Origin of the sequence: Methylobacter tundripaludum (assembly GCF_002934365.1) — a bacterium.
Lineage (GTDB): Bacteria > Pseudomonadota > Gammaproteobacteria > Methylococcales > Methylomonadaceae > Methylobacter_A > Methylobacter_A tundripaludum_A.
Window position 1 is genome coordinate 1 of sequence record NZ_PTIY01000016.1, and the last position, 13,830, is coordinate 13,830.

At 50.2% G+C, this 13,830-nt stretch carries 14 protein-coding genes and 2 riboswitches; of the genes, 4 read left to right on the forward strand and 10 right to left on the reverse strand.

Annotated elements, in window-relative coordinates:
• On the forward strand, positions 1-217 hold a 217-nt coding region (locus tag B0F88_RS19800; protein WP_258076705.1), incomplete at its 5' end, for a hypothetical protein.
• Between the two features lie 23 nt (positions 218-240).
• Here B0F88_RS19800 and B0F88_RS19580 read toward each other — a convergent pair.
• From B0F88_RS19580 to B0F88_RS16265, 10 genes are all read right to left on the reverse strand, one after another.
• Entirely contained in the window at positions 241-519 is a 279-nt protein-coding gene (locus tag B0F88_RS19580) for a hypothetical protein (RefSeq protein WP_104424985.1), read from the reverse strand.
• Positions 520-567: 48 nt separating this feature from the next.
• A complete protein-coding gene (locus B0F88_RS16225) occupies positions 568-1,251 on the reverse strand; it encodes a hypothetical protein (RefSeq protein WP_104424986.1) in 684 nt (227 codons plus the stop codon).
• Positions 1,252-1,532: 281 nt separating this feature from the next.
• The gene (locus B0F88_RS16230) at positions 1,533-2,102 is read right to left on the reverse strand and encodes a hypothetical protein (RefSeq protein ID WP_104424987.1); all 570 of its coding nucleotides are present in this window, start codon (positions 2,100-2,102) and stop codon (positions 1,533-1,535) included.
• 19 nt (positions 2,103-2,121) lie between these two features.
• Complete coding sequence (locus B0F88_RS16235) at positions 2,122-3,945, reverse strand: TonB-dependent receptor domain-containing protein (RefSeq protein WP_104424988.1); 1,824 nt, start codon at positions 3,943-3,945, stop codon at positions 2,122-2,124.
• 113 nt (positions 3,946-4,058) lie between these two features.
• Positions 4,059-4,262: riboswitch (cobalamin riboswitch) on the reverse strand.
• A gap of 206 nt (positions 4,263-4,468) precedes the next feature.
• Positions 4,469-6,490: a TonB-dependent receptor gene (locus tag B0F88_RS16240; protein ID WP_258076706.1), complete on the reverse strand. Its 2,022-nt coding sequence runs from the start codon at positions 6,488-6,490 to the stop codon at positions 4,469-4,471.
• 324 nt (positions 6,491-6,814) lie between these two features.
• A riboswitch (cobalamin riboswitch) is annotated at positions 6,815-7,019 on the reverse strand.
• Between the two features lie 200 nt (positions 7,020-7,219).
• The gene (locus B0F88_RS16245) at positions 7,220-7,528 is read right to left on the reverse strand and encodes a hypothetical protein (RefSeq protein ID WP_104424989.1); all 309 of its coding nucleotides are present in this window, start codon (positions 7,526-7,528) and stop codon (positions 7,220-7,222) included.
• A gap of 163 nt (positions 7,529-7,691) precedes the next feature.
• A complete protein-coding gene (locus B0F88_RS16250) occupies positions 7,692-9,488 on the reverse strand; it encodes a GspE/PulE family protein (RefSeq protein WP_104424990.1) in 1,797 nt (598 codons plus the stop codon).
• A gap of 42 nt (positions 9,489-9,530) precedes the next feature.
• Positions 9,531-10,121, reverse strand: coding sequence for a CDP-alcohol phosphatidyltransferase family protein (locus B0F88_RS16255; protein ID WP_104424991.1), 591 nt, complete (start codon positions 10,119-10,121; stop codon positions 9,531-9,533).
• Complete coding sequence (locus tag B0F88_RS16260) at positions 10,118-10,870, reverse strand: endonuclease/exonuclease/phosphatase family protein (protein WP_104424992.1); 753 nt, start codon at positions 10,868-10,870, stop codon at positions 10,118-10,120. Before B0F88_RS16260 ends, B0F88_RS16255 begins: the two co-directional genes overlap by 4 nt.
• Before the next feature lie 25 nt (positions 10,871-10,895).
• A complete protein-coding gene (locus B0F88_RS16265) occupies positions 10,896-11,399 on the reverse strand; it encodes a CDP-archaeol synthase (protein WP_104425041.1) in 504 nt (167 codons plus the stop codon).
• 178 nt (positions 11,400-11,577) lie between these two features.
• Between B0F88_RS16265 and B0F88_RS16270 the strand changes: the two genes are divergently transcribed.
• The 3 genes from B0F88_RS16270 (at position 11,578) to alaC (ending at position 13,830) form a co-directional block, all read left to right on the forward strand.
• Complete coding sequence (locus B0F88_RS16270) at positions 11,578-11,772, forward strand: Trm112 family protein (protein WP_181049932.1); 195 nt, start codon at positions 11,578-11,580, stop codon at positions 11,770-11,772.
• A complete protein-coding gene (kdsB, locus tag B0F88_RS16275; RefSeq protein ID WP_104424993.1) occupies positions 11,769-12,536 on the forward strand; it encodes a 3-deoxy-manno-octulosonate cytidylyltransferase in 768 nt (255 codons plus the stop codon). Before B0F88_RS16270 ends, kdsB begins: the two co-directional genes overlap by 4 nt.
• Positions 12,537-12,645: 109 nt before the next feature.
• Positions 12,646-13,830: an alanine transaminase gene (alaC, locus tag B0F88_RS16280; RefSeq protein ID WP_104424994.1), complete on the forward strand. Its 1,185-nt coding sequence runs from the start codon at positions 12,646-12,648 to the stop codon at positions 13,828-13,830.

Consider the following 13,830-nt stretch of genomic DNA (forward strand, 5'->3'; position numbering starts at 1 on the left):
GTTGAAATGGCTTCCGCTTAACAACTTGTTACCGGCTGAGATCGGAGTCTCGGTATCTGTAGGCATGGTTCGGGGGCTTTTTTCAGGGCTGACTAATTATCACGCCAGCCAACAAAATAAATCTTGTCAGCTTCTTCTGCTATGTTTTTGTACTGCGCAACATCATGAGGTTTCGCTTTCTGATGCTCAAATGCTTGTTCAGGGATTTTTCCATTAAACTCAGAAAAAAAGTTCCAAGGGCTAAATTGGTCGCTTTGGATCAAATTCAAGTCCCAGTACCTCACACAACCTTTTATAAGTTGATCTATCGAGGTTGTGATCGATAACGAAACCGTTGTTGACTTCTAGCTCGAAGCTAAAGTTTTCTGCTTTAACGCCAAACAGAAGAAGAAAGGGGGAGCCGTCAATAAAGAAGAATACGTCAAATACTGCTTTGCTTGCTTTGTATTCAAATTTGTACCTCTCAATATTTTGAGATTTCATGCTTTTGTATAAGGGGATTAGTCCATCAAGTTTCATTAATACCTCCCAACTACCATTACTCATAGCGTACTTTTGACTGAATTATTAGGCATTAGAATTGCGGCGACTTCTCAATTCTTCTATCCATTCTGGACTATATTCTCCTTCCAATTTACACAAGGAATCGTTACAAATACGCCCGCGTTCGTGTAGATGTAAATCGATTGCCTTGATGACAATGGGGAATACGGTTTCTAAAACTGCACTGGCGACAGAAATTGCTATTTCAGCCTCGGTTGATGACGGCATTTGCGCCCGATGAACAAGATGGTCTCGTTTTTTCTGTAAGTCTTTGATTTCTGACCATAGCTTTTGATCACTGGTAGGGCGACAAAATGAATTGAGGTCAATGTTAGCAACACTATTCAGCGATTCGAAAAGTAAATTTTCAATCCTATCTAAGCCGTTCCTAACAACAAGGTCGGTAATGAGTGTTGATGTATGTAAGTTATGAATTAATCCATGTACTATTGGCTTTAGTAATGCGGTTTTTACAGCAACTTCTGCGGCTATGACTGCAAAAAGGAAGGCGGCAGAAAAAAAACCAGCATCCCGAAGACGTAGAAATTCTTCCAGGGCTAAATAAGCAGGTTTTGCCGCCTCTGGATAAGATAAAAAATATGATTGAAGTCGCTCACTCGTAAAGTCATTAATTATCTCAGGATAGAGTTGTTCTCGCATTTCATCGTAGAAAGCATCCATTGCAGCGTCGTTTTCATCGTAACTCATTATGCTTCTCCTAGATCACACCTGCTAAAGGTGTGTTGTAAATCTGCCTAGCTATAATTAAACATCCTAATAGATGTAAAACATTTCATCATGTTGTACAGTCAGTATGCTCTAAAATAAATTCATGTGGCGACATATAAAAGCAAGGTAATTGAATCATGAATACTCACAACGAACAATGGTAATAATTCTAAGCTTCAGACTCTGCAAACTTTTTGGGCTGATGTCGGGTTAACGGCAACACCTCGGGGGCGCAAGGCCGTTAACCCGAACCAACTTCTTTAAACTTCTTTATGACTAGCCACCAAATCAGGCAATGACTTGACCAGCTTCATGATGCCATAACCCAAAACCATATAGAGCAGGGCGGAACTGACATAAGGCGGGTAATACATGGCTACCCGTGAAAAATACTGCCCCCAGGATAAATCAGGATAACGACCGGAAAGCACATAGAAACTGCCGTTTGAAATGGCGAATGCAGCCGATGTCGCCAGCGTTATTACGCCAAACTGCATTAAAAGTTCAGCCGGTTTCAGCGATTTAAACGCCGAGCAGTATCGGCCTGCAAACCACATGACCGCATAGGTCGGAATCAGGAAAACGTAGGCGGGCGACACGCACCAACTGCTGGTGCCGTTTGATATGGCGATGGTGTCAATCAATCCGGCCAGAACCAGCAAGAAGGGGAATAAGGCTTTTTTGCGGTAAAAACCGGCAAAGAAAAAAACCGCAAGCGTTGCATCGGGCAGATGCAATACGTCGCCAAAGTGATGAAAGCGCGTCAGCGCCATCAGTGCGATCAGGGGGATAGGCAAATAGTCTGCTTGCAGCCATTGTTTTATGTTCATAGTGGTGTTTCTCCAAAGGTTAGTTGTTGTAGTGGATTGAAAGAAAGAAATTCCGGTCCGCGGTATTGTAGGTGCTGATGGTTTGATACTGTTTATCCAGCAGGTTGTTCAGTTTTGCGCTCAGTATCCAGTTTTTGTTTAAATGATAGGCTGTGCGTAAATCAACGGTTACATAGCCGCCAATCTTGGTTTTGTTTTGCACATCGTCAAAACGCTCGGCTTGAGCCATTACATGAGCGCCCAGGTCAAACTGTCCGAATGAGCGCGACAAATCATAAGATAAGGTTTTTTCCGCGCGGCGCGGCAGCCGCATGTCAGTCTCGCGGTTTTTAGGGCTCAGCAGGTTCATGTTCAACTTGCTGTTCCAGCCCATGATTTGAGTTCCGATTTCAGCTTCGATGCCGTCAATTTGCGCCTTGCCGACGTTTTCCGCGCTGGATAGAAAGGTTGTCGGGTTGGTGACGTTCACGATCAAATTGTCGATATTGGTATGGTAGCCGCGAAGTTCCCATTGCAGCCCATCATGGTCACCGGCCAGCCCCGCTTCGAACGAGGTTGATTGTTCGGCTTTCAGCGAGGGATTGCCGAATCCCGGAAAATACAGCTGGTTAAATGTCGGCGCTTTAAACGCATTGCCGAAGCCGGCAAACGGGCTGATGCCGTAGACCCCGTTATAACGCCAACCGAAATTGCCGGTCACCTGCTCGCCGAAGGCTTCGTTTTTATCCCCGCGTACCGATGCGTTGATAAAGTGGTCGTCCAGAATGCGGCTGTGCAATTCGGTAAAAATACCCGCATCATAGCGGGAACTTTCGTTGTAGGCGGTTGAGCTGTCGACCTGATCCAGGCGGTAGTCGGAACCGATAACCATCTGGTGATCATCGGACAAGGCGACCTCGTTCAACCAACTGACGTTCCAGCGGGTGCTGTTGAAGCTACTGGAAAATGCTCCATCAGGCGCAAAATTGTCGCCGTCGTCGCGGCTTTGTCCCAGACGCAGTATGGAGCGCCAGTTATCGACAATGTTTATACTGGCTGTGGTGCCGAGAGTTTGCTCCATAAATTCCGTTTTATTTTGGGCGGTGCCGTCGTATTCGTTTTTCCCCTCGGCCCGCATAAAAAACGTCTCAACTTCGGCATTGTTGTCGAAACGGTGGCCTAAGCGGGCGTTCAGCGCCGTGTTCAGGTAACCGTCCTTGTCGGGTTGGTTTAAACCTTTAATAGACTGCCGGGTATTAAAACCCTGGGAACCGAACTGCGATGAACCCAAACTATACCAGCTGTTTTTCCATTTGCCGCTGACAGTACCGGAAACGCGGTAAGTGTCATAGCTGCCGCCGCCTGCATCCAGGGTAACGCTGGGTTTTTCATCTTGATTGCCTTTGCGGGTGAAAATCTGGATAACCCCGCCTATCGCCTCGGAGCCGTAGAGGCTCGATTGAGGGCCGCGGATTATTTCCACCCGCTCGACCTGATCGAGCGGAATAAATTGAAAGGGTGTGGTGCCGGAAGTGACGGAGCCGACTTTAATGCCGTCAATCAGCACCAGTACATGGTCGGCATTGGTTCCCCGCAGGTAAATATTGGTATCCTTCCCATAGCCGCCGCTTTGCGACATGTCGATGCCGGTCGTGCCGCTTAACAGTTCCGGCAGGGTTTTGGCCTGCAAGCGCTCAATGTCTTTGCGGGTATAGACAGTGGCCGCAGCCGCCAGCTGGTTTTTAGCCGTTTCTGTTCGGGTGGCCGTAACAATTTGGTCGGGAAGGTTTTGCACAGTTTCCTGCGCATGTAACGGGGTATTAAACCCCGTGAGCAATAATGAGCCGAAGATGATTTTTTGCATGATGTCCTCTGCGCCGCCCGCGCATGATGGTTGTGAGTACACAACAGAGGACAAAGGAAAACGAGAGATAAAGCGGTGCTGTACTGTCATTTTCGCTGACAGCCCTCCGCTGTACCGAATTACACTCTCGGGCCGGTCTCCGGGCTTATAAGTGGCGTTAGCCTGAATCATCACCTTCCCATGCGTGAACACAGTGGCGTCTCGATGAAACTTTTACTTACATACCGTTGCGGGGGCAGCGTCGGATTTGGATACCGACTTCCCGTTTAACCATTGGGTCTGAAAAACCCTCTGGAACCTGAAAGCAAGGCGCAATTATAGGGAGATATATTGATAAAGCAAATTTTACTGGGTAATACCTGATGACAAAATCCGATCCATCAGCTATTGGCCGGAAGTGTTTTAGTCGTCATGTCGGCAATCCCTGCCGGAATGACGATGTGCTTTTTAACTTGACGCTCTTATGAGCGTTCCGCTCAGTAGAAACCCAGGGCGGAATAGATAAAATTTCACCAGATTTTCGTTAGAAATTGACCGTGACTGTTGCCCGCACCATTCTCGGCTCGACCGGGTGTTTCATAAGCCCTGTCTGCGATGCGGCGCCGGCGGGATAGGCATATTGATAGGCGTAGGCAATATCGTTGGCGGACGAATCGAAAATATTGAACATATCGAGTTCCAGTTTATATTGCTTTTGTTTGTAACCCGCTCCCAGATTGACGATGCTGGTAGAACCGGCCCGGAACGTACCGGACGAATCCAGCGGCATGTCGCCGAAATGACGCAAGCGTACCGTGCCGAACAGGCCGTTAGGCGCAACCACGGTAGCACCCGTCGTGATGACTCTGCCCACCGAGTTCGGGATATAGCTGTTGGTTTCGCCTTCTGGAGTCGCCGCATAACGCGCCGAAGTCAACGCAAAGTCGGCATCCAGCGTCAACCAATCTGTAGGTTTGTAGTAATTGGTCCATTCAACGCCGTATCGATGTGATTTTCCTTTCACTTCAGTTGTACCGGTATCGCCCGTAAACACCAGTTCTTGGTCGCTCTCCAGCCACCATAATGCCAGCGTGCTGTTCAGGCCGTTGATAAAGTTGCTGCGAATTCCGGCCTCAGCGCCGCGTGACTGGGCCATAGGCGAGATTCTGGCGGCGCTACTGTCCAGTGCCGCGCCGGTACCCGGATCGAATCGCAGTGTAGTGCCGCGCGCATCGTTGGAGTGATAGCCGAAACCGCCATTGATAAAATATTCGGTATTGAACCAGGGGCCGATGACCAGGCTTAGTTTCGGACTGACTAGCGCTTGATCTCGATTGCCTGAATTTGCCGCATTGACATTAGGATCATGCGTGGCCGTGTCGAGCACCGTGACATCGTTATGGATAAAATCGCCCCTCAAACCGGCAATGGTGCGGACTTTTTCATGCCAATAAGTCTGGTTCTTCAGATAAACGCCGGCAGTGGTCTCGCTGATATTGCTGTGACTGACCGTGCTGAGATATTGTCTGTTAACGGTGTGATCCAAGCCCAAGCCCATGATTTCATCGTGACGAAGCTGGAAACCCACGGTGTTGTCCATATCAAAACCGAACAGCTTGTTGTAGCGGGTATGTTCGATATTGCCTCCGGTCTGTACCCGACGTTCAAACTGGTGAATCTGATCGCCGTCAACCGGGTTATCCGCATAACCGGTAAAGTTGGAAAATAAATTCAGATCGTAGTAGAGCGCATAGATATTGGCGTCATTTTTCCAGTTGCCGCCTTTGTTCCAGAGATTGCTTGAAAAACTGTAGCGGTTGGTTGTGCCTCCGTCCGTAGGGCTCATGGTGTCGTAAAGGCCGAGCGTGCTGTTATCAACCAAGGCTTGAGGGATCTGGTTGGTTGCCGTCCAGTCGTTGGTATAACCCTTTCCGTTAGCCGACAGACCCCAGTCGCCCTTATCCAGGGTGTAACGCAGCATGCCGTTGAATTTTTTCGAATCTTCCGGCTGCTGCCAGACGCCGTTGTAGAAATTGAATTCGCCGGCGTAAAGCAGATCGCCGTTGCCGATTTTGTTGGAGTTAGCCAGCAGGGAACGGTAATAACCGAACTCGCCGCCGGTAAACTTCAAAATGCCTTCAGGCAATTTGTTCATCGAGAACATTTTAGAATAACCGGCTGATGAAAAATCTCCGACCTCGGCATAATACGGGCCTTTGCCGTATTCAATCTTGTTTACCAATTCGGGAATGATGCTGTTAATGTCCATATAACCCTGCCCATGAGCATGGGTGGGCATGTTCATCGGAATGCCGTCGACGTAGGTCGTAAAGTCGGTGCCGTGGTCGAGATTGAAACCGCGCAGGAAATACTGATTAGCCTTGCCGGAACCGCTGTGCTGGTTAGCTAACGCACCTGGTATCACTTCCATTAGCTCGCCGTTACGGGAAAGCGGGCGGTATTCAAATTGCGCCTGACTCACTTCGCCCTGGGATGCCGAACCGGTCATACCGATAAGAGTTTTTGCTCGCCCATCTCCTGTAACGACCATTTCTTCGAGTCTCACTGATTGAGGTTCCTCTGCCTTGGAGTCTGCTTGAACCATCACGCAGTTCAGGCCCAACAAAATTCCGATACCAACATGGATTTTAGCCTGATAGGGATGGCGATATTTTTTTCGACCGCCAAGCGGAGTTATATCGGGAAGGTTTTTCGGAGTTTGTGGTGAGGTATTAAAACCAGTGGCTAATAATGGGCTGAAGATGAATTTTTGCATGTGTGTCCTCTGCGCCGCCCGCGCATGATGGTTGTGAGTACACAACAGAGGACAAAGGAAAACGAGAGATGACGCGGAGCTGTACTGTCATTTTCGCTGACAGCCCTCCGCTGTACCGGATTAAACTTTCGGGCCGGTCTCCGGGCTTATAAGTGGCGTTAAACCTGAATCATCACCTTCCCATGCGTGAACACAGTGGCGTCTCGATGAAACTTTTACTTACATACCGTTGCGGGGGCAGCGTCGGATTTGGATACCGACTTCCCGTTTAACCATTGGGCCTGAAAAACCCTCTGGAACCTGAAAGCAGGAATGATTATAAGGGGTAGGGGGGATAAAGCAAATTTGCCGGATTGAGTTTTGAGCAATTAGTTCTGTAGGCGGAAATAAGCCGAATTCAGCGGCAGCGAGAGGCGTTTCCGGCTTACGCTAATATTGAATGAGGAACAGAAGAGTTAGAGAAGACTTGGTATTGACGATGCTCCGGCGCATGATTCCTGGGCGCGGCGCTAAAAGCAGTTATTCGAAATCGCTCAGATACAAGTTTTCGATTAATTGCCGTTCTTCTTGTGTCAGCAAAATAGTGGAAAATTTCAGTTCGGAACGGCCCTGCTCGGAAAGCTGCTGGTGCCTTCGGTCAGGCGCCCGGCGCTCATTGCAGCGTCTGTTTTGGTCGCGGCGATCCGATTTCGGCCAGGCCACATAATTCTTTTTTACATGTTCCACCCACTCCGGGGAGCCGAACGGATAGGGGGCTATGCGCCTGTCAGCCGTGCGTCGACTCTTTGATGTGCGCCGCGAATTGCGCCGACAATCAGATAAATCCACTGTTCATCTCCTTATTTATTTGCTTTAGTTCCATTTTTATCATATTTAAAGGAGGAAATCCAACCCCGGAGCTGGGTTATTACTCGATTGGCTTCCGCCTGGCTCCAGAATAAGAAGATTATCCGGTTGATCTCCATTCGCAACTTGGTTTTTTACGGTTGCATTAATCCTCGATATTTTCCGGCGTGACTCTCAACATTTCATCAACACTGGTTATCCCGGTCGCTACCTTTTCCGCCGCACTGAGGCGCAACGGCCGCATGCCTTCAAGCATGGCCTGTTTTCGCAGTACGTTGCTGTCGCAGCCGCTGACCATGAGTTTTTTTAACGCCGGTGAGTTGCTGAATATTTCATAAATACCGATGCGGCCCGAATAGCCGGTATGCCTACATTCTTTACAACCGACCGCTTCGTAGATATGGGCGGGAGTCGGGGCTGTGTAAGGGGTGATTAATTGCGACCACTGTTCATCGTTTATGCCGACCCGTCTTTTGCATTCCCGGCATAAAACCCGCACCAAGCGCTGCGCCATTACGCCCAACAAAGTCAGTTGAATCAAATAAGCAGGCACGCCAATGTCCAGCAAACGAACCACCGCCGAGGGCGCATTATTGGTATGCAAGGTCGAAAACACCAGATGCCCGGTAAGCGAGGCCTGAATCGCCATTTCCGCCGTCTCCAGATCGCGGATTTCGCCGACCATAATAATGTCGGGATCCTGACGCATTAAGGTGCGTATGCCGCTGGCGAAGGTCAGGCCTATATTGGCTTTAACCTGTAACTGGTTAAAGCTGGGTTCTATCTGCTCAATCGGATCTTCTACGGTGCACAGGTTGACTTCCGGTGTAGCCAGATGTTTCAAGGTTGAGTACAGCGTGGTGGTTTTTCCTGAGCCTGTAGGGCCGGTGACCAGGATGATGCCGTGCGAGTGTTGAATCAATCGGTTCCAGATTGTCTTTTCATAGTTGTTGAATCCCAGCTGTTTATAATCGCGGGTCAATACTTCGGGGTCGAACACGCGCATGACCATTTTTTCGCCAAAAGCGCTGGGCATCGTGGAAAGCCGCAACTCTATTTCTTTTGCCCCTGCGATATGGGTTTTAATGCGGCCGTCTTGCGGCAGTCTTTTTTCGGCAATGTTCATCCTGCCGAGAATCTTTAACCGGCTCATGACCGGATTCATAATGGCCGCGGGCAGTTGATAAACATCATGTAAAATGCCGTCGATTCTAAAGCGCACGTTGCCCTGGCTGCGGCGTGGTTCGATATGAATATCGCTGGCGCGCTGGTCGAACGCATATTGCAGCAGCCAGTTGACCAGATTGACGATATGCTGGTTTTCCGCATCCAGATTGCTGATCTGGCCCAGTTCCACCAATTGCTCGAAATTGTACAGGGTGTTGGCTGTTTGACCGGCGGAGTTATCGGTTGCTCCTTTTAAGGATTTTGCAAACGCGTAAAATTCGCCCAAATACCGCCTGATTTCATCGGGATTGGCTATTACCCGGGTTATCCGGCCCGGTTGGATTTTTTTAAGGTCAGCCTCCCAAGCGCGGATATAGGGTTCCGCGGTCGCAATGACGGCTTCGTCTTTGCTCACTTTGATCGGCAGGATGTTGTAATTTGCCGCATAAGCGTGACTGTAAATCAAGGTCACCGATGGAATGTCGATTTTTAACGGGTCGATATAGTAATAAGGCAGGTTAACTTTTTTGGCCAGCCACTGGGTCAGGTTTTCAAGCGTTAACGGTTTTGCCAGTTGGCTTTGGTCGGTTACGCCGCATTCGACAATAATCTTGAGCGGGTGTTTGGCTTGTTGGCTGGGTGATTTTCCATATATTTGGCACTTTTTAAAGTCAGAGTCGGAAATCATCCCGTCTTCCTGCAACCAATGTAAAACCTGGCTAAGGGTTAATTTGGCCTCTTGCCGCCCATTGTCGTCAATTAATGAATGATGCATGGAATATATGTTGTATTTTGTCGGTATCGGTATTTGAGGAGGCTATGACCGGCGATTATTCCGCACGGAACGCTTCAATACATCCCAGACCGAACGCAGGTTGGATTCAGGTTCAGGTAATATCAGGGTAATTGCGATCTCTTCAACGGCCGCAATGATGCAGATCACGGCGGCCACGCGGAACGGCCATGCCGGGCCGCCCAGGAACAGCACGTACAAGGTCAGGCCCATAGCGCCGGCGGCGATTTTGACCGCCCAGGTATGGTAGCTGGTAAAACGCCCGAACTTGAAAAAACCCGCCAGCGCCGGTAACAGACAGCTGGCGACAATCAGGCTGACGTAGAGCAGTTCACGGCCCACCATATCCGGCCACAACCACCAACAACACAAGGCTATGGTCAGATAATTGACGACGTCCGCCCAGCTGTCCAGGGTTGCGCCGAACTCGGTAACCTGTCCGGTCAAGCGGGCGGCCATGCCGTCCAGCAAATCGGTAAGAAAAGCAACCGCCAGCAACGCCATAAAGGCGATGCCGTGCCCATGCCATGCCAACCACAGCAACACCGGCGCCGCCACAAAGCGAAACCCGGTCAACAGGTTGGGCAAGGTCAGTTTTGATTGCGTCATGTTCATAAGGCAAACGTAGCGGTCAGTGGTGCGTGGTCTGAAAGCGTATGCCACGGTGCGTGGCCCAGCCGTTCACAGGATAGCGGCGTTAAGCCGCGGTAATAAATGCGGTCCATCGGTAAAAAAGGCATCCAGGCCGGAAAGCTTCGCGCGTAGCGGCCGTGAGTCTTGCGGAAAATTTCCTGCAAACCCAAATGATCGTGCAGCAGCCGGTCAGCTTGTCCCAGCCAGTCGTTAAAATCGCCGGCTATGATCAGCGGCGCGTCATGCGGCACATGGCTGTCGATACGCGCACATAACTTGCCTATCTGCAGGCGGCGCTCTTTGCCGACCAAGCCGAAATGTATGCACACAATATGAAGATCCTGATTGCTATTCGGCAATCTTATAACGCCATGCAGCAAGCTGCGGCTGGCCCAGGGGAAGGGCGAGACATTGATGTTTTCCCAGCGCACGAACGGGTGTTTGCTCAGGATGGCGTTGCCGTGATGACCGGCATTATAAATCGCATTCTTGCCGTAGGCGTGGAAAGGCCAAGTGTTTTCGGCGAGAAACTCAAGCTGGGACAAAACCGGCCAATCCGGGATTTTTTTCTCGTGGCGCTGGTGCTCGCCCTGCATTTCCTGCAAGAACATCAAATCGGCGTCGGCGGCTACCAATGCATCCCGTATCTGGTGCAGCACAAAGCGCCGGTTGCCGACATTAAAGCCTTTATGGATGTTGTAGGTTAATACCCGTAATCCTTGTTTATTCATAGGTACTTTAGTGAGTGAAGTTAGTCTAATAAGGCCGCTTGCGGATATGCAACCGGTAAAGCACCGGCGAGATCCATTCCTCCATCAGGAAAAACAGCGCCACTATCAGGATGATGTCGATCAAACCCAATGCCAGCGGTTCTTTTAACAGCCATATCGGCAGCAGCGATTCGGGTACCGTGTCCAGGCCTCGCGCCCGGCCGCTTTCAGCGCAGCCCATTCGGCGCTTGCTAAAGCTTGCCAACAAATCTCCGGCCATTGCCAGAGCGCCGAATAATGCTCCTGTTAAGGGCGTTATTCCGATTGAAATTGCTGCAAGGGTGGTCAATAAAACAGCCGAGCATACGCCGCGCCAGGTTTTGGCGCGGCCGAACAAGCGCTGTCCGTCAGGCAATGTTAATCCATAATCCACCGGCCAGGCCCAGCGTCTGCCTAATGCTTTAGCAGCCAGCACCGGCGCGCCGTTCGCGGCAACAAGCAACACGATAGCCTGGATGATGCAATAGAAACACAACGATAGTTCGGTCATGCTGAAAACCTCGTATTCAGGCAGTTGCATCTTATTTGACCATAGTCGGCAATCCATGTCGATTCAGACTTATGACCGACCGATACGCGTATAAAACAGGCTGCTTAAAAATGCTGTAAAATGCTGTAAAATGCCCAAAAGGCGAGTTATGCCACTTAACTTCAATTACGAGAAAACCATGATAGATAAAAAACTGCTTGATATTCTGGCCTGTCCTTTATGCAAGAGTCCGTTGATTTATGACAAGTCCAAGCAGGAGCTTATCTGCAAAGCCGACCGCCTTGCTTTCCCTATTCGTGACGACATTCCGGTCATGCTTGAAGATGAAGCCCGCGAATTAAGCAGTGACGAAATCGACGCATACTCCAAATGAGTGTGCGTTTTAAAGTCGTGATCCCGGCACGATACGGGTCGACACGATTGCCGGGCAAGCCGTTGCTGAACATTGCCGGCAAACCGATGATTGCGCATGTCTGCGAACGCGCGCAGGAAGCCGATGCCGACGAAATTGTTGTCGCTACCGACGATCAGCGGATTTTGCAGGCCGTCGCTGATTTGGGCATTAAAGCGGTCATGACTCGTGCCGACCATCAAAGCGGCACCGAAAGAATTGCAGAAGTCGCACGGCTTTGCGGCTGGGCCGGCGATGAAATCATCGTTAACCTGCAAGGCGACGAACCGCTGATTCCGCCGGCTTATATCCGTGATGCCGCTGAAGCATTGGCAGATCAAGAGCTCGCAGGCATAGCGACGCTGGCCGCTGAAATCAACGATCCCGAAGAAATTTTCAATCCCAATGCGGTCAAGGTGGTTTTGAACAAAGACGGTTATGCGCTTTATTTCAGCCGAGCGCCTATTCCTTGGGAAAGGGATGCGTTCAGCCGCTCAGGCGGCGCGCCCTCCGGGAAACTGCCGTACCTTCGGCATATCGGCATGTACGCTTATACGGTTGATTTTTTAAACCGCTACTGCCTGTGGGATGCGTCAAAGCTGGAGTCGGTCGAATCGCTGGAGCAGCTGAGAATACTGTGGCACGGCGAAGCTATCCGGGTAAAAATCGTAGATAAAACACCGGCCGCCGGTGTCGATACGCAAGAAGATTTGCTGCGCGTGGAGCAAGCCTTGCTCGCCGTATAGCGTATTCCGGCCTACAGGGCTGTTTCGGTTTGACATAGCTTATTAATAACAGTACTTTGGGCAACATTTTTTAACTTTAACTTAAACACCGGTTTTTCAAGAGCAGTCAATGGAACAATTTCAAAGAATAAGTCGATTACCTCCCTACGTTTTTAATATTGTTACTGATCTGAAAGCCAAAGCACGAGCGGCCGGGGAAGATATTATCGATTTCGGCATGGGCAATCCCGATCAAGCCACGCCTGACCATATCGTCAATAAATTGATTGAGTCCGCCCAACGCCCCGATACCCATCGGTATTCGGTTTCCAAAGGCATACCCCGGTTAAGAAAAGCCATCTGCACCTGGTATAAGAACCGCTTTGATGTCGATCTGGACCCGGATTCCGAGGCGATTGTGACCATAGGTTCAAAAGAAGGTTTGGCGCACTTGGCGTTGGCGACTTTGGGGCCTGGGGATGTTGTGCTGGTGCCGAACCCCGCTTATCCGATACATCCTTACGGCGTGGTGATTGCCGGCGCCGATCTCAGGCATGTGCCGATGGTTCCGGGCGGTGATTTTTTTGATGAGCTGCATAAAGCCATTATCGATTCATGGCCCAAACCGAAAATGCTGATCCTTAATTTTCCCGGCAATCCGACCACGCAGTGTGTGGAGCTGGATTTTTTCGAGAAAATTATCGCTGTCGCCAAAGAGCATAACATCTGGGTGGTACAGGATATTGCTTATGCGGACATCGTTTTCGACGGCTACAAGGCACCGTCGATTCTTCAGGTCGAAGGCGCAAAAGACATCGCGGTCGAGTTTTTCTCGCTGTCGAAAAGTTACAACATGCCCGGCTGGCGTGTGGGCTTCATGTGCGGCAACAAAGAACTGGTAAGCGCGTTGGCGCGGATTAAATCTTACCTGGATTACGGCACGTTTACGCCGATTCAAATTGCCGCGATTGCAGCCCTTGAAGGCCCGCAGGAATGCGTGGCGGAGATTGCCGAGATGTACCGGAAACGGCGCGATGTGCTGTGCGACGGTTTAACCGCAGCAGGGTGGCCGGTTGAAAAACCCAAAGCCACGATGTTCGTTTGGGCGCGTATCCCCGAAGCGTATCAACACATGGGTTCGCTCGAGTTTTCAAAAAAACTGCTGGCGGAAGCGAAAGTGGCGGTTTCGCCGGGCGTCGGTTTCGGTCAGCATGGCGACGATCATGTCCGGTTCGGCCTGATCGAGAACGAACACCGGACGCGCCAAGCGGTTCGCGGCATACGCAATATGATGAAGAAAGACAAGGTCATATAA

Bases quoted from the DNA above. Each gene is read 5' to 3' on its own strand.
- B0F88_RS16265 (WP_104425041.1), bottom strand. From the start codon at position 11,399: ATGACCGAACTATCGTTGTGTTTCTATTGCATCATCCAGGCTATCGTG.
- B0F88_RS16255 (WP_104424991.1), bottom strand. From the start codon at position 10,121: ATGAACATGACGCAATCAAAACTGACCTTGCCCAACCTGTTGACCGGG.
- B0F88_RS16225 (WP_104424986.1), bottom strand. From the start codon at position 1,251: ATGAGTTACGATGAAAACGACGCTGCAATGGATGCTTTCTACGATGAA.
- B0F88_RS16250 (WP_104424990.1), bottom strand. From the start codon at position 9,488: ATGCATCATTCATTAATTGACGACAATGGGCGGCAAGAGGCCAAATTA.
- B0F88_RS16270 (WP_181049932.1), top strand. From the start codon at position 11,578: ATGATAGATAAAAAACTGCTTGATATTCTGGCCTGTCCTTTATGCAAG.
- B0F88_RS16230 (WP_104424987.1), bottom strand. From the start codon at position 2,102: ATGAACATAAAACAATGGCTGCAAGCAGACTATTTGCCTATCCCCCTG.
- B0F88_RS16235 (WP_104424988.1), bottom strand. From the start codon at position 3,945: ATGCAAAAAATCATCTTCGGCTCATTATTGCTCACGGGGTTTAATACC.
- kdsB (WP_104424993.1), top strand. From the start codon at position 11,769: ATGAGTGTGCGTTTTAAAGTCGTGATCCCGGCACGATACGGGTCGACA.
- alaC (WP_104424994.1), top strand. From the start codon at position 12,646: ATGGAACAATTTCAAAGAATAAGTCGATTACCTCCCTACGTTTTTAAT.
- B0F88_RS16260 (WP_104424992.1), bottom strand. From the start codon at position 10,870: ATGAATAAACAAGGATTACGGGTATTAACCTACAACATCCATAAAGGC.
- B0F88_RS19580 (WP_104424985.1), bottom strand. From the start codon at position 519: ATGAAACTTGATGGACTAATCCCCTTATACAAAAGCATGAAATCTCAA.